Origin of the sequence: Vibrio sp. ER1A (assembly GCF_000733315.1) — a bacterium.
Taxonomy (GTDB): Bacteria; Pseudomonadota; Gammaproteobacteria; order Enterobacterales; family Vibrionaceae; genus Vibrio; species Vibrio mediterranei.
The window spans coordinates 66,712-90,815 of sequence record NZ_JPJA01000006.1 but is presented as its reverse complement, the minus strand read 5'-3'; the positions used below and the strand labels follow the sequence as shown (position 1 = coordinate 90,815).

The window sequence follows — 24,104 nt, the reverse complement described above, 5'->3', positions numbered from 1 at the left end:
TGATGCTGAATTTTCTAATCCGATCGGTATCTATGGGTCTAATAACCGCACTATTAGTGCTATTGGCAGTCCCTTCTCTAAGACAGAACATCATACCTCAAAACTTGACTGCTCAACCTGCAGACAATAGCAGCCTACAGATTTCATTTAACCAAGCTGTGCGTAAAGCAGCACCTGCGGTTGTGAATATCTATAGTCGTCAGTATAAAGAAAATGACCGCACCACTTTATCCACACAAGGATTGGGTTCTGGCGTTATTGTTAGCGACAAAGGCTACATCATTACTAACTATCATGTGGTCGCGAATGCTGACCAAATCATAGTCGCGCTGCAAGACGGTCGAGTGGCAGCGGCACAACTGGTTGGTAAAGATCAGCGCACGGATATTGCGGTTCTACGCATTGAAGGTGGTAACCTACCCGTTATCCCACTCAACCCTAATTACTCCCCTAAAGTTGGTGATGTTGTCTTAGCAATTGGTAACCCTTATAACCTGGGACAAACCACTACTTTTGGTATTATTTCAGCAACCGGACGCTCTTCTATTAGTGCCGGTGGAATTCAAGCGTTCATCCAGACAGATGCGGCGATCAACCAAGGTAATTCGGGGGGCGCTCTAGTCAACACACTTGGTGAGCTAGTTGGCATTAATACAGCTTCTTTCCAACAAGCAACCGACCTTGAAACCTATGGCATTTCTTTTGCAATTCCTTACCAGTTAGCCAGCAAAATCATGGAAAAGATTATTGCCGATGGTCGAGTGATTCGTGGCTATATTGGTATCGATGGGCAGGACATTAACTCGGTAACCGCTCGGTTACTCGGGAATGAACACATTGGCGGTATTATTGTGCTTGGCCTAGACCCTGAAGGCCCTGCGGCAAAAGCAGGAATTAAAGTTCAAGACATCGTCCTCATGATAGATGGCAACAAACTCAATGGACGTCAGGGCGTGTTAGATTTAGTAACAGACCTAAGACCCGGAACCACCGTTGACGTTAAGCTACTTCGTGATGGCAAAGAACTCACCGTACCGGTTACGGTAGGCGAAGATACTCGCGAGTAAAAGGTATTCATTTAACGACCAGACTAAGTTAATCCTTTGAACTCAAAAAAAAAATCTCCGAGCTAGCTCGGAGATTTTTTATTTGGTCGTAAAGTTCGAGTTATTCTTGAACTTCTTCTGAGGCACTTTCACCTGAGTCGACTTCAATGCGTGTGACACGCTGCAATCCACGAGGCAGCAAACCGCCTCTTCTACCGCGCTCACCACGGAAGTTATCTAGATCAGCAGGCTTCAAACCAAGCTTGCGTTTACCTGCATAGAGCGTGATAGTCGCGCCTTGTGGCAATGCCATAAGGTGCGAAACAAACTCTTCTCGGGCTTTCGCTTTGGCGGACGGAATGTTGATAATCTTGTTCCCTTTGCCCTTACCAAGTTGAGGCAAGTCTTTAATCGGGAACAGCAACATACGCCCTTGGTTAGTGATGGCAAGAATCTCGTCTGATTCTAGGTCACCGATCGTCGACGGCGTTATCACTTCAGCTCCTTGTGGAAGCGTGACAAGTGCTTTGCCGCTACGGTTCTTAGAAAGCAAATCCGAGCCCTTACAAACAAAGCCATAGCCTGCATCAGATCCCACCAGCCATAGCTGAGACTCTTCACCCATCACTACTTGGCGAATGCTCGTGCCAGCATTAATGTTCAAACGACCAGTAATTGGTTCGCCCTGACTTCTTGCTGATGGCAACGAATGTGACTCAAGCGAATAACTTCGGCCATCACTGCCCAGGAATACCGCAGGCTGGTTGCTCTTGCCTCGCGCGCTAGCCAGATACTTATCACCAGCTTTGTAGTTCAAGCTGCTAGCATCCACGTCATGCCCTTTAGCATGACGAATCCAGCCTTTTTCAGACAGTACAACCGTAATTGGTTCACTCGGAACAAGGTCACGCTCGGTCATTGCTTTTGCTTCTGCACGCTCAACAATTGGTGAGCGGCGGTCATCGCCGTATTTCTCTGCATCCGCTTGAATCTCTTTCTTGAGCAGAGTATTCATGCGACGCTCAGAGCCTAGAAGTTTTTCTAGCTTCTCACGCTCTTTTTCTAATTCTTCTTGCTCGCCACGGATTTTCATTTCCTCAAGCTTAGCAAGATGACGAAGTTTGGTATCTAAAATAGCATCAGCTTGAATATCTGTGATTCCAAAACGCTCCATAAGCACAGCTTTAGGCTCGTCTTCGGTACGAATGATTTCAATCACTTCATCCAAGTTTAGATACGCGACCAACAAACCTTCTAAAATGTGCAAACGAGCTAGGATTTTATCTAGACGATATTGAAGGCGTTTACGTACTGTCTCGCGACGGAATTGAATCCATTCAGATAGGATTTGAACCAAACCTTTCACTTGTGGACGATTGTCCAGACCAATCATATTGAGGTTAACTCGGAAGTTCTTCTCAAGATCGGTCGATGCAAACAAGTGGTTCATTAGCTGATCACAATCGATGCGGTTTGAACGTGGCACCACGACAATACGAGTCGGATTTTCATGGTCTGACTCATCGCGTAGATCATCGACCATAGGTAGCTTCTTAGCACGCATCTGGTTGGCAATTTGCTCTAGCAGTTTTGCGCCCGAAACTTGGTGTGGCAAGGCAGTGATAACAATATCAGAACCCTCTTTATGCCATACAGCACGCATCTTGACGCTGCCGCGACCGGTACGATAAATTTTCTCTAAGTCAGCACTTGGCGAGATAATTTCCGCTTCCGTTGGATAGTCTGGACCTTTAACAAAGTCCATCACTTGCGGCAGATCGGCTTTAGGATTGTCGATAAGATGAATGGTCGCATCCGCAACTTCACGCACATTGTGTGGCGGAATATCGGTTGCCATACCAACGGCAATACCGGTAATACCATTGAGCAAGATATGTGGTAAACGAGCTGGCAGAATCTTTGGCTCCTTCATGGTGCCATCAAAGTTTGGTTGCCATTCAACCGTACCTTGACCAATCTCACCTAGCAGGACTTCCGCGAACTTAGACAGTTTTGCTTCGGTATAACGCATGGCAGCGAATGACTTAGGATCGTCTGGCGCACCCCAGTTTCCCTGACCATCAACTAAAGGGTAGCGGTAGGAAAACGGCTGAGCCATCAAGACCATAGCTTCATAACAAGCCGAGTCACCGTGCGGGTGATATTTACCTAGAACGTCACCAACTGTGCGAGCAGACTTTTTGTACTTGGCTGCGGCTGACAAACCAAGTTCTGACATCGCATAAATAATACGACGTTGAACTGGTTTTAGGCCATCGCCAATATAAGGCAATGCACGATCCATAATGACGTACATTGAATAATTCAAATAGGCGTCTTCGGTGAACTTTCGCAGAGGCAGTTGTTCTACGCCATCAAAAGACATTTCAGTGGACATTGTTATACCTCAGCCATATCACCGTTGTTTTGCAGCCAACTACGGCGATCATCTGCTCGTTTCTTACCTAGCAGCATATCCATCATTTCATCGGTCGCTTCATCGTCATCAATAGTCAACTGAACCAGACGACGAGTGTTTGGATCCATCGTAGTTTCGCGAAGTTGAAGCGGGTTCATTTCACCCAGACCTTTGAATCGCTGTACATTAATTTTCGCTTTCTTCTTGCTTAAGCGCTCAAGAATGCCATCTTTTTCATCATCATCTAGGGCATAGAACACTTCTTTGCCACAGTCGATACGATACAAAGGAGGCATCGCTACATAGACATGGCCAGCAGCAACAAGAGAACGGAAATGCTTGGTGAACAGAGCGCACAACAGTGTCGCAATGTGAAGTCCATCCGAGTCCGCATCGGCAAGAATACAAACTTTACCGTAACGCAGGCCGTCAAGATTTTCGGTGTCAGGGTCAATACCCAGTGCTACCGAGATATCGTGCACTTCTTGCGATGCTAGCACTTGGTCCGCAGACACTTCCCAAGTGTTGAGAATCTTACCACGCAATGGCATCACCGCTTGGAACTCACGGTCACGTGCTTGCTTAGCACTACCACCCGCAGAATCCCCTTCCACAAAGAAGATTTCTGTACGATTTAGATCTTGTTGCGAACAGTCTGTCAGCTTACCCGGAAGCGCTGGGCCTGAAGCCACTTTCTTACGCACGACCTTTTTGCTCGCTCGCATACGGCGGTGCGCATTGGCAATACAGACTTCCGCTAACTGTTCTGCTAGCTGCGGCTTTTCATTTAGCCATAGGCTAAACGCATCTTTAACGACACCAGATACAAACGCTGCACATTGACGTGAAGAGAGACGCTCTTTGGTCTGCCCAGCAAATTGCGGGTCTTGCATCTTGATAGAGAGAACGTATGAGCAACGCTCGAACACGTCATCACCCGTTAGCTTCACGCCGCGAGGCAATAAATTGCGGAACTCACAGAACTCGCGCATTGCGTCAAGCAAACCTTGGCGAAGACCATTAACATGCGTACCGCCTTGAGCCGTTGGGATCAAGTTGACGTAGCTTTCGGTGATCATCTCACCGCCTTCTGGCTGCCAAATTACTGCCCACGTTGCCGCTTCAGTTTCTGCGGAAAACTCGCCAGTAAATGGTTGCTCAGGAAGAACCGCATAACCTTTTACGCCTTCTGCCAGATAGTCTTTTAAACCATCCTCATAAAACCACTTATAGTCCTTGTTATTCACCTTATCGGTAAAGGTGATTTCAAGACCTGGGCAAAGCACCGCTTTAGCGCGTAGGTTGTTGATAAGTCTTGTAACAGAGAAGTTAGCCGAATCAAAATAGCTAGCGTCTGGCCAGAAGTGGACACTGGTGCCTTTATTGCGGCGACCACATGTGCCAGTCACGGTCAGCTCTTCAACTTTGTTGCCGTTTTCAAAAGCCATTTCATAGACTTGACCATCACGACGGACAGTAACTTCAACACGCTTGGACAGGGCATTTACAACCGAAATACCTACACCATGTAGACCACCAGAGAACTGGTAGTTTTTGTTTGAGAACTTACCACCCGCGTGCAGCTTACAAAAAATCAGCTCTACGCCTGAAATCTTCTCTTCTGGGTGGATATCAACTGGCATGCCTCGACCATCATCGATGACTTCCAAAGATTGGTCTGCGTGCAGAATTACTTGTACCTTAGAGGCATGTCCGGCTAGCGCTTCATCGACACTGTTATCGATGACTTCTTGGCCCAAGTGGTTTGGGCGCACTGTATCCGTATACATCCCTGGTCGGCGACGTACTGGCTCAAGCCCATTGAGTACCTCAATGGCTCCAGCATTATATTGTTCTGTCATAATACGGAAATTTTACTCAAATAAAGATTGATACTTAGCAGCAAAAATAGAGATTGTGGCTTTATACCACGCCTGTTAGAAGACACTTTACTGTCAAAATATGACAAACTTCCAAGGCTTACGCGTAAGTACAGACACATCATACTCTGGCTCTGAGGAAGTGTTGTCAAGTTTCAAGCCAAAGTTGGGGATAAATTTATGACTGTCTCCTCAAGCAGAGACGAAAAAAGCACCACTTTAAAGCGCTAAGAATTCAATTATCCTTTCTGGATAGCGCTCAAAACCTATAAAGCTATGATCTCCATCAGCTTCCACCGTTTGCTTACTGTGCTGATACTTTGCCACGGCTTGACGATAATCTAAGACTTCATCACCTTCTTGTTGCAATAACCAAAAGTCATCAGGTTTTTTAAGCACTGGCACATCTAATATCTTAAGCTCATCGATATGCTTATGCTCAAGGGTATAACGTTCGTGAGTATAAGGGTTCTCTTGCTCACCGAGAAAATCAAGCAACAACTCATAGGGTTTAACAGCAGGATTCACCAACACTGCTTTCAATCCATAATGAGCATTGAGCCAAGTTGACAAATAACCACCAAGAGAGCTACCAACTAACGCAATTTGATAGTCATTGTGATAGCGCTCTATCAATTGCGTTAGTAGTTCAGCGGCTTGTTGAGGAAAACAAGGCATTTGCGGCACTAACACTTTGATATCAGGACGATGCTTCTGGCAGTATTCCGACATTACCTGCGCTTTAGCCGATAGAGGCGAGCTGTTAAAACCATGAATATATAAAAGCAGCGGCTTCTTTTTCGTCATCAGTAGCCTTCCGCGTTAAAGTCAGGTCTAAACGAGCCGTTAGCTAGGCGTTTCACTTCGGTGTGCAAGCGACCATCCTCTCTTAGTTCCAGCTCACGCCAACCCGGAGAGCGGACGTCTAGCGCGAACTCGTTCGAGTTCGGTTTAAACTGCACACAAGTTGAAGGCGTTGCCAGCACACGCACTCCGCCACGCATTTCATCTAGTTCTTGATGAATATGGCCACAAAGTACGGCGCGAACATTGTCATGCTTTTCGACAACATTCCAAAACTCATCCGCATCTTTTAGCGAGTGTTGATCGAGCCAAGCACTATTTACTAACAATGGATGGTGATGCAGCAATACTAAGGTATGTCTGTCACAATGCGTAGAAAGCATACGGTCTAAAAACTCGAGTTGGCTATCACTCAGTCGACCATGAGGTACTCCCACGACCTGAGAGTCAAGCAGCACTACCTGCCACTTCTCTCCTAGAAGAACATGGGTAACATCTTGAATAAGCGGCGAGCTCACCACGCTATTCATACAAGGTTTGTAATCATGATTGCCTGGCAACCAGTAGCAAGGAAGAGCTAACGGCTCAATTCCCGCAACGAATTTCTCATATGAAGCTTCTGTGTGGTCTTGTGAAATATCACCAGTCGCAAGCAAGGCATCGAATTGCGTGCCTTGTGCAACGATTTCAGCCACAACAGCATTAAAACTTTCTTGGGTATTAACACTCAGTAGGCAGCCATCTTGCGGCGCAAATAGATGCGTGTCGGTCAATTGCAGCAACCTGACGCTACTTAACTGAGATTCATCACTGGGTGTTGTTTTCAAAATATAGAAACCTGAACATCAAATTCTTTCAGCTTCGATACATAATCGGAGCTCGACTAATTCCATTTTTTAAGCAAAAAGTTAGCCAATCACTTAGAAATTGATTGAACTGAAATTTTTCATCTTTTTGCAGCATTTTGGCGTTGGGATAATCATAACGCGCATTTACTCGCGAAGTTTGCTCACAGTTGCAAACTTCTGCGACCCTAGCATCGTGATAGAGTCGTACCGTCATTTTAGGCAATGGAAAAACAGGAAGCTCATCATCTTGGCAAATTTCGACCAATGTTGTGTACTTCGTCACTTCTAGAACTTCCAATTGATAGGTCAAATTTGCCGCTTGGTAGCAACGGACATCTCCAACCGTCGGTGTTGTTGGAATCAAGCGATTCAATTTAGCGTAATTCGTTTCATAGATCCGCATTAGCTCCGCAAGATCAACATGATACGTATTACTATCGACAACGCCTACCATAGAAAATTCCTACCAATTTGCCTGTAATTTGCGGTAATTAAGCTCTAACCATTGCAATGCAATGATCGAAGCTCCATTTTCAATTTCTCCGCTTTCTACCATCTGATACGCTGCTTCACGAGACACAACGCGAACTCGTATATCCTCTCCTTCTGTCTCCAGGCCATGGACGCCACTAGCGAGAGATGCGTCAACATGCCCGACAAATACAGAGATGCGTTCTGAACATCCACCAGAGGAAGGGTAGTAGCGAGTGATGGGGACTAAAGTCTTAACATCTACCCCAGCTTCTTCTACTGATTCACGACGGACTAGCTCTTCAATCGTTTCATCTTTGTCAACAATGCCTGCGACAATCTCAACCTGCCATGGATTTTCATGCTCAAGGGCACCAACTCGGATTTGCTCAATTAACACTACTTCGTCACGAACAGGATCATAAGGCAGCATGGCAGCAGCCCCACCGCGAACTAACATTTCTCTGTCAATTACGGAACTCCAACCGCCTTCAAACAGTCTATGCTTGAAGCGATATAGAACCATTTCGAAGAACCCTTTGAACACCGTTTGTTTTGACATTATTTCTACATCGTCAGATGTAAACTTATCATGCTGTTGTAAAGAGTCTTTCATCACTGACCTCTGGCTGAAGTTAATCTTATAGTCTACTCAAGGAAAGGGGGTTCTACCAACGACAAGGTTCAACTTTTTACGCAATAATTCAAATAAAATTTGCTTTTGGTTAATTATTTGTCGCAATTTTAGGTGAGCTTGCGTAAAAAAGTGCAAAGTTTCGAGTGAATTACGGTCATTTTAAGTTAAACTGTGAATCATACCCTTATCAGTATTATCAGGCAGGATTAGGACAAATGAAAAAACTGCTTCCATTATTTATCACAGCTGCATTAGGAAGCGTAAGTGCAGCGGCATGGGCCGACTCCCTAACGGAAATCTACGATCAAGCTAAACAAAACGATCCTCAGCTACTAAGAGCTGCGGCACAACGTGATCGTGCATTTGAAGCCATTAACTCTGCTCGTGCGACTCTGTTGCCACAAATTAACTTAACAGCTGGTTATAACGCAGTAAGAAGCGATATCGATACTGCCGATAGTGACAAACTGAGTGCTGGTGTTGGGTTCTCACAAGAGCTATACAACCGTACTAGTTGGATCACGCTAGACAGTGCTGAGAAAACGGCTCGTCAAGCAGACTCACAATACGCTGCAGCGCAACAAGACCTAATCCTACGTACTGCACAAGCTTACTTCGAAGTACTACGTTCAAAAGATAACCTTGAATCGGTTCGTGCTAACAAAGCGGCGGTTGCTCGTCAGCTAGAGCAAACTAAACAACGTTTTGAAGTAGGTCTTTCAGCTATTACTGACGTTCACGATGCACAAGCACAATACGACCGAGTGTTGGCCGACGAAGTTGTTGCGGAAAACAACTTACTTAACCAATATGAAGCGCTTCGCGAAATTACAGGTCAAGAGCACAAGAACATCGATGTTCTTGATACCGACCGCTTCTCAGCAGCGCGTCCAGAGCAATCCGTGACTTTCTTCCTCGAAGAGGCCCAGAATAAGAACCTAGATTTGCTTTCTGCGCGTATCGGTCAAGACATTGCTAAAGACAACATCACATTGGCAAGTTCTGGTCACCTTCCAAAACTAACATTGGATGGTGGTTACAACTACGGCAACGAACGTAACAATAACAACGTAGCTAGCCAGTTTGATGGAAGTAACGCTTTCAATGCAGGTATTAACCTATCAGTACCTCTATACACTGGTGGCAACATTACCTCGCAAACCAAACAAGCAGAGTTCGCGTACGTTGAAGCAAGTGAACAGCTAGAGCAAACTTACCGCTCAGTTGTGAAGAATGTTCGTGCAAATAACAACAATATCAACTCTTCTATTGGTGCTATTCGCGCTTATGAGCAAACGGTGATTTCTGCAGAGTCTGCACTAGAAGCCACTAAAGCTGGTTTTGATGTTGGTACTCGTACTATCGTTGACGTGTTAGAAGCCACTCAGGCACTTTATAACGCCGAGAGCAACCTTTCTGATTCACGCTACGACTACATCATTAGTATTCTGAACCTACGTCAATCGGTAGGTACATTAAGCGAGCAAGATATCGTTGATATCAATGCTGGCCTTAAGAAAGCGAAGTAATTGCTAACTGAAATAAAAAGGGACGCGGATGCGTCCCTTTTTATTTGTTTGTGCTGACGGAAGGATTAACCTCGGCCACCTTTGATAGCTTCAATGATCTCGGTCGTTGAGCAGCCATCTTCAAAGTTCAGTACTTTTACTTCACCACCAGCAGCGATTACCTCTTTACCACCTGCAATCTCTTCTGGCTTATAGTCACCACCTTTAACAAGCAGACTTGGTAGCACTTCTGAGATCAAGCGTTGTGGCGTTTCTTCAGAGAATGGTACAACCCAATCAACAGCCCCTAGACCAGCAAGAACAGCCATACGTCGATCGGTTGGATTAACCGGACGACCTGGTCCTTTTAACGCTCGAACAGATTCATCTGTGTTCACAGCAACAATTAAGCGATCACCCAGTTCAGCAGCGTGGTTTAGATAAGACACATGTCCGGCGTGAAGAATGTCAAAGCAACCATTCGTCATCACGACGGTTTCGCCTTTAGAACGCGCTTTCGCGACGGCTTCAATCAATGCAGCTTCACTGATCACACCGAAATCAGTATCTTGACTACCGTGAACCGCTTCAGCAAGTTCAATAGTAGATAGTGTTGATGTACCAAGCTTACCAACGACCACTCCAGCCGCTGCATTAGCCAATGCACACGCCTCATCTAGCGGTTTACCTGCTGCTACTGATGCAGCCAATACAGAGATAACCGTATCGCCCGCACCGGTAACGTCATACACTTCTTTCGCTTGTGTTGGCAAATGGAACGGTTCCTGATCTTTACGAAGTAAAGTCATACCATGCTCACTACGTGTCACCAATAATGCTTCAAAGTCGAACTCTTTAATTAGCGCATTACCCTTCTCGATAAGCTCTTCTTCGCTTTTCACTTTGCCTACCACGTGCTCAAACTCAGCCATGTTTGGTGTTAGCAATGTCGCGCCACGATAGCGCTCGAAATCAGCCCCTTTAGGGTCGATAAATACAGGAACACCTGCGGCTTTCGCTTTCTGGATATACGCTTGAACATGCTCTAGCGCACCTTTAGCGTAATCGGATAGCACCACAGACTTCACGTTTGGTAACGCCTGCTCCATCTTAGCTAGTACAAGCTCAGGGTCAGTATTCTCGAACTTATCTTCAAAGTCCAAACGAATCAATTGCTGCCCTCGGCTCAAAACACGAAGTTTGGTGATAGTTGGGTAGTTAGGTAATGCAACAAAATCACAAGTGACTTTCAAAGACGTCAATGTTTCAGTCAGTACTTTTGCTGGTTCATCCATACCAACAAGTCCAATCGTATGTGCATGACCACCTAGCGAAGCGATATTCATAGCAACGTTGGCAGCGCCACCTGGACGTTCTTCGTTGTTTTCTACTTTTACTACAGGAACTGGGGCTTCTGGAGAAATACGCCCTGTCGGACCATACCAGTAACGGTCTAACATAAGGTCACCGACAATCAATACGCCAGAGTCGCTGTAATTCGGTAGGATGGGTTTCATTTCTGTACTCCAATATGATGTAAGAGGGCTTAATTATGCCCTCTTGTATTAAATCTTTTGGCTAAGCCATTGAATGGATAGTAGCACAACTCTTCGTTTCAATACCAAGCTGAAGCAAGAATTACCCTAGCCACTGTTTCCATGCTTCAACGACGATGGCTTTCTCTTGAGTAAACTTACTATCGTCAACATCCGCGTCTAAGTTGAGCAAGTTACGATGATGAATTTCATCACGCAATGTGGTGTAGGCGTGAGTGAGTGCCATCGCTTGCTCTTCTTCCATCACGCCTTGGGACATCATTGACTCAAATATACGTACATTATCCGACCAACGTGTCAGCTTTGGCTTGTCGTGACTGTATTGCAACACCAAATACTGGGCTAAAAATTCAATATCAGTAATGCCACCAGCATCCTGTTTAAGCATAAATCGCCCCGATTTTTTACCACCTAAATGGTCGCGCATTTTTTCTCGCATATCGACCACCTGTTGTTTCAATGTCAATTCATCACGAGCGGTCCGAAGGACGTCATTGCGGGTGTTTTCAAATGCGTGTTGCAGAGGTGCATCACCGTATATCATACGCGCTCTGACTAAAGCTTGATGCTCCCATGTCCAAGCATCATTGTGCTGGTATTCATCAAAGGCGTCAGTCGGACTCACTAGCAGCCCTGAAGCGCCTGAAGGACGCAGCCTAGTATCCACTTCATACAAAATTCCCGATGCTGTTCTGGTTGAGAATATGTGGATAATGCGCTGTGCTAAACGAAGATAGAACTGACGACCGTCGATATCCTTTTTGCCGTCGGTGTAAGCACTTACCGGACAATCATGCATAAACACAATATCCAGATCAGAGTTATAACCTAGCTCCCACCCCCCTACTTTACCGTAGCCAATCACGGCAAAACCTTTGCTGCCACGATCTTTCAAGTGTGTTGGTTCACCATATTTAGCCGCCATTTGCTGCCAAGCTTGGTTTATACCCGCCTCTACAATGGCTTCAGCCAAGTACGTTAAGTGATCACTTACTTTCATAACGGGTAGCACGCCTGCAATATCGGCGGCCGCTATTCTCAGAATACAGGTCTGCTTAAACTGACGCAGCGCCTCCATCTGCTGCTCCATATCCTCTTCTGGAATACGAGCTAGATAATCCCGTAGTTCGGTTTTATAAGACTCAAGAGGTACTGGGTTGTAGAGATGCGCAGGATCAAGCAACTCATCAAGCAAGATCGGATAACGTCCAAGCTGTTCCGAAATCATTGGACTTGCCGTACAGAGCCTCACTAACTGCACCAGTGCAGCTGGGTGCTCATCTAATAGCTCAAGGTAAGTCGTTCGAGTTACAATACGATGCAAAACATGCAGCACTCGCGATAAACCAAACTCTGCATCTTTATGGGCATAAATGGCACTAAAGACTTTAGGCATCAATCGATTAAGTACTTCACGCCCACGAGGGCCTAGTGTTTTCTTGGCAAGATCCGCTTTAAACTGCTGAATGGTTTTCTGTTTGTCGGCTGGATTCTCCACATGAAGATCATGCTCTAGCAAGTGCTCGATCACTTCTGGTCGATCCGCCATATCCCATAACTCATGGAAGTGTTTAGCGATTGGGTTCGCGTCTTCTTCGTCTTCATCTTCGCCAATCAAGTTGGCAAACACCTGATGCACATTCAACATATGCTGCTCGGTTGCTTGAACCATAGTAGACCAGTTTTCAAATTGCATCGCACACGCTAATTTGAGCTGGTCGCATGGCTTATCAGGTAGTGTTTGAGTCTGCTTATCGGCCATGGCTTGCAATAGGTTTTCCAACCGACGTAAGAAACAATAAGCCGAACGCAGCTGTTGGACATTTTCTGACTCTAGTAGAGACAGAGTGTCGATTGCATCAAGCGTTTCCAGTAACCCTCGACCTCGTAAACTTGGTTCACGTCCTCCACGAATAAGCTGAAACACTTGAGCGATAAATTCCACTTCACGAATACCGCCTGGACCGAGCTTGATATTGTTTCCTAACCCTCGTCTGCGAACTTCGCTACTGATCATCGATTTCATGCGCCTTAATGACTGAATGGCACTAAAATCGATATAACGGCGGAACACAAAAGGGCGCAGCATTTTACGCAGCTCTTGGTATTGTGGATACATCTCACTGCCCATTACACGCGCTTTCACCATCGCATAACGTTCCCAATCACGGCCTTGCTCTTGATAGTAATCTTCCAGTGCCGCATAACTCATCACCAATGGTCCGCTCTCACCAAATGGGCGTAATCTCATATCCACTCGGTAACAAAAGCCATCAAACGTCTGCTGATCAAGTGCTTTTATGATGCGCTGCCCTAGGCGTGTAAAGAATTGAGCGTTAGCAATTGAGCGACGAGTCCCCTGTGTTTCGCCGTTTTCTGGATAAGTGAAAATGAGATCGATATCCGATGAGAAATTCAGCTCACCGCCACCGAGCTTCCCCATACCGATAATCAACATTGGCTGCGCTTCACCCTCTGCATTACAAGGTGTGCCCCATTCCAAGCAGCACGCTTTATATTGCCATTGATAAGTCTCAAAGATCATCGCTTCAGCTAGCATGGAAAGATGGTGCAGACTTTGTTCTAGACTCCAGTCACTAGTAAAATCGCGCCACGCGATATATGTCATTTCACGATTTCGGAATCGACGTAACACACGATGACCTTCCGTTTCGCTGCCACAAGACTCAAGTTGAGTAGCCAATCGCACTCGATAATCCTCAGCTCTACTATGCTGCGAGAGCATGTCAGGTAGATCCGCGAACAGCCCTTCGTCTTTCAGTAGTGACTCTTCCACGAAACAGCTCATCGCCATGACATACTTTAGCTGTTGTTGTCGCTCTGGAGTCCAATGGGATAGGTCAGAATAGGCTTGTTGAATTCGCTCAAACGCTGATTGAGCATCGTGTTGTAATTCGGCAGGCAGTTGCATTTGTCGTCCTTGTCTCGACTGAAACAAAAAGTGGCAGCTACAGCTACCACTTCATTGATCACATATCAGTGTATTACGCTAGAATCTTGCTCTAGCTTCTAAGGCCAATACCCTTAGTCACCAAATGATGGGCTACTCCATAAAGTACCACGATAAACACCAAGAGTACGCCAAAAGATGTCACAATCCCTACATCCGACACACCTAAGAAACCGTAACGGAAAGCATTGACCATATAAACGATTGGATTGATTTTGGATACACCTTGCCAGAACTCAGGAAGCAGGCTAATGGAATAAAACACACCACCTAGATATGTCAGCGGTGTCAAAACAAAAGTGGGAATAATCGATATATCATCAAAGGTCTTGGCATACACCGCATTAATAAGACCACCGAGTGAGAACACCACCGACGTCATAAACACAGTCGCGATAATTACTGCCCAATGTTCAACTTGTAAATCAACAAAAAACAGCGAGACAAAAGTCACTATCGTGCCAACCAGCAACCCACGTACAACACCACCCATGACAAAACCAGCAATGATGACGTAATTGGGAACAGGTGCGACAAGGAGCTCTTCAATATTGCGCTGAAATTTAGCACTAAAGAAGGACGAAGCAACGTTCGAATACGAGTTAGTAATCACCGACATCATGATAAGGCCAGGAACAATATATTCCATGTAACTGAAGCCGTTCATTTCACCGATTCGAGAACCAATCAGACTACCGAAGATGATGAAGTAAAGTGTCATGGTAATCGCTGGCGGTACTAGGGTTTGTACCCAAATTCGAGTAAAGCGATTAATTTCTTTCGTCAAAAGGCTTTTAAATGCCGTCCAATACAAACCGTACAAATTCATCAGTTTGCCTCCATTTGGTTACGCACAATAGAAACAAATAGCTCTTCAAGTCGGTTGGCTTTGTTCCTCATTGACAGCACTTTAATACCAGCCTCGGAAAGCTGAGTGAAAATGTGGTTTAACCCCTGAGTTTTCTCAATTTCTATCTCCAAAGAGCCATTCACCACATTTTGCGATTTAACCCCTTGTAGCTCAGGAATATCAACGCTTGCGTCGATATCGAGAATAAACGTTTCTACATCCAGCTTATTGAGCAAAGCTTTCATCGATGTGTTCTCAATCAGTTCACCGCGTTGGATAATACCGATATTACGGCAAAGTAGTTCCGCTTCTTCAAGGTAGTGAGTCGTCAGAATAATGGTGATACCTTGTCGATTAATCTCTTTAAGGAAATCCCACATTGAACGACGAAGTTCAATATCAACCCCCGCCGTCGGTTCATCAAGAATGAGTAGTTTGGGCTCATGCATTAGAGCGCGAGCAATCATAAGTCGACGCTTCATTCCTCCGGAGAGGTTTCGTGCTCGCTCGCTACGCTTTTCCCAAAGGTCTAGTTGAGAGAGGTACTTTTGCGCGCGCTGCTTCGCCACATCCTTAGCCACACCGTAATACCCTGCTTGCTGAAGAACAATCTGCTCAACGGTCTCGAACTGGTTAAAGTTGAACTCTTGTGGCACCAGACCAAGTTGCTGCTTCGCCAGTTCAAGTTCTTTATCAATATCGTGACCAAACACCGAGACCTTGCCCGATGTTTTGTTGACTAGGGACGTAATGATACCGATGGTGGTCGATTTACCCGCCCCATTAGGCCCAAGCAAAGCATAAAAGTCTCCCTGCTCAACTTGAAGACTCACCCCTTTAAGCGCTTCAAAACCGCCTGCATAGGTCTTTTTTAACTGCTCAATTTCTAATGCGATCATAATTTGCACCGTAGAATGCATCATTGGAATAATTTGATATTTCCAATGATATCGAAAAGTTTGAATATACCCTTACACATGATGATGATGGCTCAAGTTTTCAAGTGGTGGTGATAAATTGGCTATAAAAAAAGCGAGTATGTTAGTACTCGCTTTTTATCCCTTTTAAACCGTTGCCTTGTATGCGGCGTCCAGTGCGTGTTCTCGCTGCTGATAGATATTGCCATCCAGAACAAGATCAATAACGTGGAATTTATCCAATTGCTGTCGAGTTTGCGTATTTGGACATAACAAGTACACCTGACATTCTGCGTCTTTGGCATCCTTGATGGCATTTTCTAGCGCAAGACCAACCGTTACGTCGATCATAGGAACATCCGTAAGGTCTAGTATCATCGCTTGATAATCAGCAATACTTGAGTGTTGTCTTGAAATCGCTTTAGAGACACTAAAAATCATTGGCCCAGATAAGTAGAAAAACAGTACCTTACCTTGGGTTTGTTCTAGCAACTCTCGCTCATATTCACTTAACGGCACATCGTCGTCGTCAGCATCGCTGATCGCTTTTACCTGACGAGCTTGCTCACGGCTTAATCTTTCAATAATGATGATGTTCGAGATAAACACACCAAGGCCTACGGCAACGATAAGATCTACAAATACAGTCAGCAGCATAACACCGTACATGATAGCCATACCGGCCAAACTCACCTTATGTGCTCGCTGAATAAAGCTCCAGTCCAGTATGTTGAAACCGACATAAACAGCAATGCCTGCCAACACCGCCATTGGAATAGGTTCAGTTAAACCACTTGCCACCAGTACCACCAGCGCCAACACCAATGCCCGCACCACACCCGACAATGGAGAGCGAGCCCCTACTTGGATATTGGTCACCGTTCCCATCGTCGCACCCGCTCCCGGTAGAGCCCCAAACAAACCTGCGATAAGGTTCGCTAACCCTTGGCCGCGCAGCTCCTTATCTGAGTCATGCTCTTTACGAGTTAGAGAGTCACCGATAACCGCCGTTAATAAAGTATCAATACAGCCTAATGTGCCGAGTACAAGCGCATCGATAAGCATGGTAGTCAGTATTTCGGCGTTAAAATGCGGTATAACCAAAGAAGGTAAACCTGCTGGAATCTCGCCAATTCTGCGAATACTCTCACTACTGAAAAACAGCATAGATATCACTGTGACTAACACTAACGCGACAAGCTGCGGAGGAATATGTTGACGGTATTTTTTAGGGAACAGAAATAGAATCGCTAACGTCAGTAACCCAAGGAATAATTCTGAAAAGTCGATATGGGTCAGCAGTTCAGGTAATGCCTTGATTGTCCCAATAACGCCGCCCGTTGGCGCGGCTTGTCCCAATAGTGGCGCCAGTTGAAGAATCACCAAGATCACACCAATTCCCGACATGAACCCCGAGACAACACTGTATGGCATCAAGGTAACATATTTTCCGAGTTTTAACGTACCAAGCAAGATTTGAAAAATACCCGCCATCATAACGACAGTGAAGGTCATCGCCATCCCCGTTTCCGGGTACTTAGCCATCATTGCCGTCAATACCGCTGTCATGATGACCGTCATAGGGCCTGTCGGTTCGGAAATAAGGCTAGAAGAACCGCCAAATAGAGAGGCAAACAGCCCCACCATGATTGCGCCCCACAGCCCTGCTTCTGCGCCTGCTCCAGATGCCACACCAAACGCCAACGCCAGTGGCAATGAAATAATCGCGGTAGTTACCCCGCCAAATACATCCCCTTTAAGGTTTATATCTTCAAAACGACGTCCTAACTTCATTACTATCCTTGAAAATAACCAAAAAATTGCCTCACCTTAACAAATGTGACAATAAGTTAATAACTAATAAGGGCCATTCAATTTTCATAAGATATAAGTTTTTTTCACTGAATCGTTAAGTCACTGATTTTAGGTACATGAACACGTCAGATGAGTACATTTTGATACTTTTTTTTCGAGATTCAATTTGTAACATTGTGTATAGTATCTCGAATTATTGAAGGGAAGTATCATGCCGGAAATCAAACAACTCTTTGACAACAATTCAAAGTGGTCTGAAGAAATTCGCTCCGAAAGACCAGAGTATTTCGCAAAGCTAGAGGAAGGCCAAAACCCTGGATTCCTTTGGATTGGTTGCTCCGATAGCCGAGTACCAGCAGAGCGTCTAACGGGGTTATATTCAGGCGAACTCTTTGTTCACCGTAATGTTGCCAACCAAGTCATTCATACCGATCTTAACTGCCTATCTGTAGTGCAATACGCGGTAGATGTGCTAAAAGTCAAACACATCATCGTTTGTGGTCACTATGGCTGTGGTGGCGTGAATGCTGCTATTGATAACCCACAGCTTGGGCTCATTAACAACTGGCTTCTACATATCCGCGATTTGTACTTAAAGCATCGTAACTGGCTCGGTGAATTGCCACGCGACATGTGGGGTGACAAGCTTTGTGAGATTAACGTTGCTGAGCAGGTGTATAACCTAGGTAACTCAACCATTATGCAAAACGCTTGGGAACGCGGCCAAGAAGTTGAAGTTCATGGTGTGGTCTATGGCATTGGTGATGGTAAGTTGCAAGATCTCGGTGTTCGCTGTTCAAGCAGAGAGAGTCTTGAAGTAAATTACCAAGCTGCCATGTCGAAAATTTTGAGTACCGAAGTACTAAAATAATTCAGTATTTAGAAAAATGCCCATCTCACAGAGATGGGCATTTTTTATGTTTGTACGACCAGATTTATTCCTGAGGTACCACTTTACCGATGTAAGGTAAGTGGCGATATTTCTGAGCGTAATCGATACCAACACCCACTACGAACTCATCCGGGATTTCGAAGCCAATCCATTTAACATCGACATCGACTTCACGGCGTGATGGCTTGTCTAGCAAGGTACAAATCTGAATAGATTTTGGTTCACGTAGCGATAGAATCTCTTTCACTTTATTTAAGGTATTACCAGTATCGATAATATCTTCCACCAGTAGGATATCTTTATCTTTAATATCATCATCAAGATCTTTCAGGATGCGCACATCACGTGAGCTTTCCATGGTATTGCCATAGCTTGATGCCGTCATAAAGTCTACTGAGTGAGTTAGCTCGATGGCACGAGCCAAATCCGCCATAAAGACAAAAGAGCCACGTAGCAAGCCGACCATAACTAAATCTTCGCTACCTTTGTAGTGTTCAGTAATTTCTTTACCTAGCACTTTTACACGCTCATGAACTTCTTGCTCAGAAATCATGACTTCAACAGTATGTTTCATATCTATCTCGATGTTGATTGGTTAACTTGGTCGCCACAGCAACAGTAGCTGTGAGTCCCCTCCTAAAACAGACAACACTATTTTAGTGAAGAAATACCAAGCGTTCACATTTGCTCGGTATGGTATCACTTTCTGACTCAGGATAAAAATCAGGCGAAAATCTGGCGTCAAATTACTCTGTTGGTATAAACCAGAACGAATCTTTGTTAACGCATGGTGTTGAAAGAATATGACGCTTTCAGCGCAAAGTGTGATATGCAGGTAAATTAATGCTAATTATGAAAATTATCAGTGTATGACTATTGACCAAAGCACATATGCACCATTACACTTATCAAACAAAAGAAAAAATAGAGCATGTGATTTCCAAAATGGAAATTGTTAACCAAAAACTAACATTAATATGCCAGTTATTGTGTATAACAGCTTTCATATTGGACCAAATCTCTGACTCTGTATAACAAACAGGGCGCAGTTGGACGTACTCATAGAGTTACCAGCCCTACCAACGTTGGCAAGGAAATATTATGGACTCAATAGTAAAAAGACCTAGAACTCGCTTATCTCCACAAAAGCGCAAGTTACAGCTTATGGAGATTGCACTAGAAGTATTCGCGAAACGCGGCATTGGTCGTGGAGGTCACGCGGATATCGCAGAAATTGCACAAGTTTCAGTAGCAACGGTATTCAACTACTTCCCAACACGAGAAGACTTGGTTGATGAAGTACTTAACCACGTCGTCTGTCAGTATTCCAACTTTTTATCAAATACCATTGACCTTGATGTCGACATCAAAGAAAACCTAACCAATATTCTTGATGGTGTGGTGGATATGGTGATCGAAGACTGTCATTGGAATAAGGTATGGTTTGAATGGAGTACATCTACGCGCGATGAGGTTTGGCCATTGTTTGTTTCATCGAACAAAACTAGCCAAGCACTGATTGAAAACATGTTCATTAAAGCCATTGAACGTGGCGAAGTCTGCTCTCAACACAACACTAAGCATCTTACTAGCCTATTCCACGGTATTTGCTATTCACTGTTTGTTGAAGCTAATCGCAGTAGTGATGGTGAATCCATTAAGTCGTTGACCGACTGCTATATGGATATGGTTTGCATCTACGAGAAAGATAGCCGCCACTAAAAAACAGCCCTTGAGCACAAATGCTTAAGGGTTTGATTTTAAATAGTATCTATAAAAAAACGGCCAGTACGAAACTGGCCGTTTTTTCTTCACTCAGAAATTATTTCTTTTTCTTCGCTTTTGCATTTGGAAGGTCAGTGATAGTGCCTTCAAATACTTCTGCTGCAAGACCAACAGATTCGTGAAGCGTTGGGTGAGCGTGGATAGTCAATGCGATATCTTCAGCATCACAACCCATCTCGATCGCTAGACCGATTTCACCAAGCAGTTCACCACCGTTAGTACCCACGATAGCACCACCAATTACGCGATGAGTATCTTTATCGAAGATAAGCTTAGTCATACCGTCTGCGCAGTCAGATGCGATTGCACGACCTGACGCTGCCCATGGGAATGTCGCAGTCTCGTAGTTGATACCTTCTGCTTTCGCTTCTTTCTCAGTCTTACCAACCCAAGCGACTTCTGGCTCAGTGTAAGCAATTGAAGGAATCACTTTCGGGTCAAAGTAGTGCTTCTTACCAGAGATAACCTCTGCCGCTACGTGACCTTCATGCACACCTTTGTGAGCAAGCATTGGTTGACCAACGATATCACCAATTGCATGGATGTGAGGAACGTTTGTGCGCATTTGCTTATCAACATTGATAAAGCCACGCTCGTCTACTTCAATACCCGCTTTTTCTGCATCAAGCAGTTTGCCGTTTGGCACACGGCCGATAGCCACAAGTACTGCATCGTAACGCTCAGCTTCAGAAGGAGCTTTCTTACCTTCCATTGAAACGTAGATGCCATCTTCTTTAGCTTCAACTGCTGTTACCTTGGTCTCAAGCATCAAGTTGAACTTGTTCTTAATACGCTTGGTGTAGACTTTAACCATATCTTTGTCCGCAGCTGGGATAAGTTGGTCAAACATTTCTACAACATCAATCTGAGAACCCAGAGAGTGATATACCGTCGCCATTTCTAGACCGATGATACCACCGCCCATGATAAGCAGTTTTCCTGGTACTTCTTTTAGCTCTAGCGCATCAGTAGAATCCCAAATACGTGGGTCTTCATGCGGGATGAATGGCAATTTAATAGGGCGTGAGCCCGCAGCTACGATGGCGTTGTCGAAGTTAACAACCGTTTTACCGTCTTCGCCTTCAACTTCAATTGAGTTAGGACCAGTAAACTTACCGAAACCGTTAACCACATTTACTTTACGCATCTTAGCCATACCGCCAAGACCACCAGTAAGTTGGTTAATAACTTTTTCTTTCCATAGACGAATCTTATCTATGTCAGTCTGTGGCTCACCAAATACGATACCGTGGTCAGCAAGCGCTTTTGCTTCTTCGATAACTTTAGCAACGTGAAGTAGTGCTTTAGATGGGATACAACCCACGTTCAGACACACACCACCAAGCGTGCTATAACGTTCAATAAGAACGGTTTCTAGGCCTAAATCGGCACAACGGAATGCAGCGGAGTAACCAGCAGGACCGGCACCAAGTACTACCACTTGGGCTTTAATTTCTTTGCTCATTTTGACCTCTTGTAGTCATTATCCCTAACAGGCTGAGTGGGTATTGATTTTTATATGCTTAGACTTCGTTTTAAACAGACGTTCTATTAAACAAATAACTTAAACAATTATGATTTCAGACCGCCAACATTTTACAGAGATGTTAATGGTGTGAAAAGTAAATCAATTTAGCCTGTGAGCTAGACAACAATTCACGTTGGAAATGTTGTATGAATTTGTTTTTCCCTCACTCGCTTACCAATCATGGGCGCGACTTTTTTGCTGAAACTATCAGAAAACAAATTCTCCCCCTAATCAAGGGGGAGCGAGAGAGGGAAAGTTATCTTACAGTACTAGACGACGAATATCGCTTAAGCAGCTGTTTAGATAAGTAATGAAACGTGCACCTTCTGCACCATCAATCACACGGTGATCGTATGATAGAGACAGAGGTAGCTGCAGACGTGGTTCGAATTCTTTACCGTTCCACACAGGCTTCATTTCAGACTTAGATACACCAAGGATACCTACTTCAGGCGCATTTACGATAGGCGTAAATGCTGTACCACCGATACCACCTAGGCTTGAGATAGTGAAACAGCCACCTTGCATGTCAGCCGCAGTTAATTTACCTGCACGTGCTTTCTTAGAAATTACCATTAGCTCTTCAGATAGCTCGTAGATGCCTTTCTTGTTTACATCTTTGAATACTGGAACAACAAGGCCGTTTGGCGTATCAACCGCGATACCAACGTTCACGTACTTCTTAAGAATGATGCTCTCGCCATCTTCCGATAGAGAAGAGTTAAACGCAGGGAATGCTTCTAGTGCTTTTGCAACAGCTTTCATGATGAACACAAGTGGAGTGATCTTCATGCCTGAATCTTTCTTCGCTTCGATAGCGTTTTGCTCTTTACGGAACGCTTCTAGGGCTGTGATATCCGCGTTATCCCACTGTGTAACGTGCGGGATCATTACCCAGTTACGGTGAAGGTTAGCACCAGAGATCTTCTTGATCTTAGAAAGCTTCTGAACTTCAGTCTCACCAAACTTGCTGAAGTCAACCTTCGGCCAAGGTAGTAGACCAAGAGCAGAGCCGTCACCGCCTTTGCCAGATGCCGCAGCACCAGACTCAAGACGCTTAAGTGCATCTTTAACGTAAGACTGAACGTCTTCTTTAAGGATACGGCTCTTACGACCAGTACCTTTAACCTTAGAAAGGTTAACGCCAAATTCGCGAGCTAGACGACGAACAACTGGAGACGCGTGTGCGTAATCGTTGTTTTCTTGGAAATCGTTTGCTGCAGGTGCAGCTGCTGAAGCTTCAGCTTTTGGACGGTCCGCCGATGCGGCAGGAGCTGCTGCTGGAGCAGGTGCTGCCGCTTGAGCAGGAGCTGGAGCCGCACCAGCAACCGGAGTGCCGGCCACCTCAAATACCATGATTAGAGAGCCAGTCGTTACTTTGTCGCCAGCTGCAATTTTGATTTCTTTTACTGTACCTGCAAATGGTGCTGGAACTTCCATTGAAGCCTTGTCGCCTTCCACAGTGATTAGAGATTGCTCTTCTTCTACTGTATCGCCAACCGCTACCATTACTTCAGTAACTTCAACTTCGTCACCGCCGATATCTGGTACGTTTACTTCTTTTTCAGCAGATGCTGCTGGAGCCGCCGCAGGTGCTGCAGGAGCTTCTGCTATTGGAGCTGCCGCGCCAGAGCCCGCAGTTTCGAACACCATCACAAGAGAGCCAGTTGTTACTGAATCACCTTCAGTAATCTTGATCTCTTTAACCGTACCTGCAAATGGTGCTGGTACTTCCATCGAAGCTTTGTCGCCTTCTACAGTTAGAAGAGATTGCTCTTCTTCTACTGTATCGCCAACTTTAACCATGATTTCAGTAACTTCTACTTCATCGCCACCAATATCTGGAACGTGAACTTCTTTAAGTTCAGCCGCCGCTGCTGGAGCTGGAGCCGCTGCTGGAGCCGCCTCTGCCGCAGGAGCAGGTGCAGCGTCAGCTGCACCCTCGGCTTCGAAAATCATGATAAGAGAACCTGTCGTAACAGAATCGCCTTCCGCTACTTTGATTTCTTTAACGATACCTGCTTGAGACGCTGGAACTTCCATAGAAGCTTTGTCGCCTTCAACAGTGATAAGAGACTGCTCTTCTTCTACCTTGTCGCCAACGCTTACAAGAATCTCAGTAACTTCAACCTCATCCGCACCGATGTCAGGTACATTAATTTCGATTGCCATTGCTT

At 45.1% G+C, this 24,104-nt stretch carries 18 protein-coding genes; 4 read left to right on the top strand and 14 right to left on the bottom strand.

Going from position 1 to position 24,104, the window contains the following annotated elements; translation table 11 throughout:
* Window positions 1-2 precede the first annotated feature (2 nt).
* Window positions 3-1,067, top strand: a complete 1,065-nt coding sequence (gene degS / locus HW45_RS02190; RefSeq protein ID WP_038224347.1) for an outer membrane-stress sensor serine endopeptidase DegS — start codon at window positions 3-5, stop codon at window positions 1,065-1,067.
* Between the two features lie 100 nt (window positions 1,068-1,167).
* Here the strand turns inward: degS and parC are convergent, their stop codons facing one another.
* The 6 genes from parC to nudF all read right to left on the bottom strand — a co-directional run bounded on the left by parC (window position 1,168) and on the right by nudF (window position 8,084).
* Window positions 1,168-3,444 (bottom strand): DNA topoisomerase IV subunit A, encoded by a 2,277-nt coding sequence (gene parC / locus HW45_RS02185; protein WP_038224345.1) that lies wholly within the window; start codon window positions 3,442-3,444, stop codon window positions 1,168-1,170.
* 2 nt (window positions 3,445-3,446) lie between these two features.
* A complete protein-coding gene (parE, locus tag HW45_RS02180) occupies window positions 3,447-5,327 on the bottom strand; it encodes a DNA topoisomerase IV subunit B (protein ID WP_038224343.1) in 1,881 nt (626 codons plus the stop codon).
* Window positions 5,328-5,564: 237 nt separating this feature from the next.
* Window positions 5,565-6,152, bottom strand: coding sequence for an esterase YqiA (gene yqiA / locus HW45_RS02175; RefSeq protein ID WP_038224341.1), 588 nt, complete (start codon window positions 6,150-6,152; stop codon window positions 5,565-5,567).
* Window positions 6,152-6,976: a 3',5'-cyclic-AMP phosphodiesterase gene (gene cpdA, locus HW45_RS02170; RefSeq protein WP_038224340.1), complete on the bottom strand. Its 825-nt coding sequence runs from the start codon at window positions 6,974-6,976 to the stop codon at window positions 6,152-6,154. The genes yqiA and cpdA overlap by 1 nt, the downstream gene beginning before the upstream one ends.
* Window positions 6,977-7,004: 28 nt before the next feature.
* Entirely contained in the window at window positions 7,005-7,451 is a 447-nt protein-coding gene (locus tag HW45_RS02165) for a DUF1249 family protein (protein WP_006074454.1), read from the bottom strand.
* Window positions 7,452-7,460: 9 nt separating this feature from the next.
* Window positions 7,461-8,084 (bottom strand): ADP-ribose diphosphatase, encoded by a 624-nt coding sequence (gene nudF / locus HW45_RS02160; protein WP_038224338.1) that lies wholly within the window; start codon window positions 8,082-8,084, stop codon window positions 7,461-7,463.
* Window positions 8,085-8,320: 236 nt separating this feature from the next.
* On the opposite strand from nudF, the gene tolC reads away from it, so the two are divergent.
* The gene (tolC, locus tag HW45_RS02155; protein WP_038224336.1) at window positions 8,321-9,634 is read left to right on the top strand and encodes an outer membrane channel protein TolC; all 1,314 of its coding nucleotides are present in this window, start codon (window positions 8,321-8,323) and stop codon (window positions 9,632-9,634) included.
* 65 nt (window positions 9,635-9,699) lie between these two features.
* Here tolC and hldE read toward each other — a convergent pair whose 3' ends face one another.
* The 5 genes from hldE to HW45_RS02130 form a co-directional block, all read right to left on the bottom strand.
* A complete protein-coding gene (gene hldE, locus HW45_RS02150) occupies window positions 9,700-11,130 on the bottom strand; it encodes a bifunctional D-glycero-beta-D-manno-heptose-7-phosphate kinase/D-glycero-beta-D-manno-heptose 1-phosphate adenylyltransferase HldE (protein WP_038224335.1) in 1,431 nt (476 codons plus the stop codon).
* Between the two features lie 121 nt (window positions 11,131-11,251).
* Window positions 11,252-14,101, bottom strand: a complete 2,850-nt coding sequence (glnE, locus tag HW45_RS02145; protein ID WP_038224333.1) for a bifunctional [glutamate--ammonia ligase]-adenylyl-L-tyrosine phosphorylase/[glutamate--ammonia-ligase] adenylyltransferase — start codon at window positions 14,099-14,101, stop codon at window positions 11,252-11,254.
* Window positions 14,102-14,192: 91 nt separating this feature from the next.
* Window positions 14,193-14,963 carry an ABC transporter permease gene (locus tag HW45_RS02140; RefSeq protein WP_006074443.1) on the bottom strand — a complete coding sequence of 257 codons (771 nt, stop codon included), beginning with the start codon at window positions 14,961-14,963 and terminating at the stop codon, window positions 14,193-14,195.
* A 5-nt stretch (window positions 14,964-14,968) separates the two neighbouring features.
* Entirely contained in the window at window positions 14,969-15,889 is a 921-nt protein-coding gene (locus HW45_RS02135) for an ABC transporter ATP-binding protein (protein ID WP_038224329.1), read from the bottom strand.
* A 165-nt stretch (window positions 15,890-16,054) separates the two neighbouring features.
* Window positions 16,055-17,701, bottom strand: a complete 1,647-nt coding sequence (locus HW45_RS02130) for a SulP family inorganic anion transporter (RefSeq protein ID WP_038224327.1) — start codon at window positions 17,699-17,701, stop codon at window positions 16,055-16,057.
* Between the two features lie 232 nt (window positions 17,702-17,933).
* On the opposite strand from HW45_RS02130, the gene can reads away from it, so the two are divergent.
* A complete protein-coding gene (can, locus tag HW45_RS02125) occupies window positions 17,934-18,593 on the top strand; it encodes a carbonate dehydratase (protein WP_006074438.1) in 660 nt (219 codons plus the stop codon).
* Window positions 18,594-18,657: 64 nt separating this feature from the next.
* On the opposite strand, the gene hpt is transcribed toward can, so the two are convergent.
* Window positions 18,658-19,188 carry a hypoxanthine phosphoribosyltransferase gene (hpt, locus tag HW45_RS02120; RefSeq protein WP_038224325.1) on the bottom strand — a complete coding sequence of 177 codons (531 nt, stop codon included), beginning with the start codon at window positions 19,186-19,188 and terminating at the stop codon, window positions 18,658-18,660.
* Between the two features lie 527 nt (window positions 19,189-19,715).
* Here hpt and HW45_RS02115 point away from each other — a divergent pair.
* Window positions 19,716-20,336 carry a LuxR/HapR/OpaR family quorum-sensing transcriptional regulator gene (locus HW45_RS02115; RefSeq protein ID WP_006074436.1) on the top strand — a complete coding sequence of 207 codons (621 nt, stop codon included), beginning with the start codon at window positions 19,716-19,718 and terminating at the stop codon, window positions 20,334-20,336.
* A gap of 100 nt (window positions 20,337-20,436) precedes the next feature.
* Here the strand turns inward: HW45_RS02115 and lpdA are convergent, their stop codons facing one another.
* Both lpdA and aceF read right to left on the bottom strand, forming a co-directional pair.
* Window positions 20,437-21,864, bottom strand: a complete 1,428-nt coding sequence (gene lpdA / locus HW45_RS02110; protein WP_006074435.1) for a dihydrolipoyl dehydrogenase — start codon at window positions 21,862-21,864, stop codon at window positions 20,437-20,439.
* A gap of 324 nt (window positions 21,865-22,188) precedes the next feature.
* Entirely contained in the window at window positions 22,189-24,099 is a 1,911-nt protein-coding gene (aceF, locus tag HW45_RS02105) for a pyruvate dehydrogenase complex dihydrolipoyllysine-residue acetyltransferase (RefSeq protein ID WP_038224323.1), read from the bottom strand.
* Between the last annotated feature and the right edge of the window lie 5 nt (window positions 24,100-24,104).

What these genes read in the sequence shown, in the direction of transcription:
- nudF (WP_038224338.1), bottom strand. Translation starts at nt 8,084, where the DNA reads ATGAAAGACTCTTTACAACAGCATGATAAGTTTACATCTGACGATGTA.
- degS (WP_038224347.1), top strand. Translation starts at nt 3, where the DNA reads ATGCTGAATTTTCTAATCCGATCGGTATCTATGGGTCTAATAACCGCA.
- can (WP_006074438.1), top strand. Translation starts at nt 17,934, where the DNA reads ATGCCGGAAATCAAACAACTCTTTGACAACAATTCAAAGTGGTCTGAA.
- HW45_RS02130 (WP_038224327.1), bottom strand. Translation starts at nt 17,701, where the DNA reads ATGAAGTTAGGACGTCGTTTTGAAGATATAAACCTTAAAGGGGATGTA.
- HW45_RS02165 (WP_006074454.1), bottom strand. Translation starts at nt 7,451, where the DNA reads ATGGTAGGCGTTGTCGATAGTAATACGTATCATGTTGATCTTGCGGAG.
- hpt (WP_038224325.1), bottom strand. Translation starts at nt 19,188, where the DNA reads ATGAAACATACTGTTGAAGTCATGATTTCTGAGCAAGAAGTTCATGAG.
- HW45_RS02135 (WP_038224329.1), bottom strand. Translation starts at nt 15,889, where the DNA reads ATGATCGCATTAGAAATTGAGCAGTTAAAAAAGACCTATGCAGGCGGT.
- yqiA (WP_038224341.1), bottom strand. Translation starts at nt 6,152, where the DNA reads ATGACGAAAAAGAAGCCGCTGCTTTTATATATTCATGGTTTTAACAGC.
- parC (WP_038224345.1), bottom strand. Translation starts at nt 3,444, where the DNA reads ATGTCCACTGAAATGTCTTTTGATGGCGTAGAACAACTGCCTCTGCGA.
- hldE (WP_038224335.1), bottom strand. Translation starts at nt 11,130, where the DNA reads ATGAAACCCATCCTACCGAATTACAGCGACTCTGGCGTATTGATTGTC.
- tolC (WP_038224336.1), top strand. Translation starts at nt 8,321, where the DNA reads ATGAAAAAACTGCTTCCATTATTTATCACAGCTGCATTAGGAAGCGTA.
- lpdA (WP_006074435.1), bottom strand. Translation starts at nt 21,864, where the DNA reads ATGAGCAAAGAAATTAAAGCCCAAGTGGTAGTACTTGGTGCCGGTCCT.
- aceF (WP_038224323.1), bottom strand. Translation starts at nt 24,099, where the DNA reads ATGGCAATCGAAATTAATGTACCTGACATCGGTGCGGATGAGGTTGAA.
- glnE (WP_038224333.1), bottom strand. Translation starts at nt 14,101, where the DNA reads ATGCAACTGCCTGCCGAATTACAACACGATGCTCAATCAGCGTTTGAG.
- parE (WP_038224343.1), bottom strand. Translation starts at nt 5,327, where the DNA reads ATGACAGAACAATATAATGCTGGAGCCATTGAGGTACTCAATGGGCTT.
- HW45_RS02115 (WP_006074436.1), top strand. Translation starts at nt 19,716, where the DNA reads ATGGACTCAATAGTAAAAAGACCTAGAACTCGCTTATCTCCACAAAAG.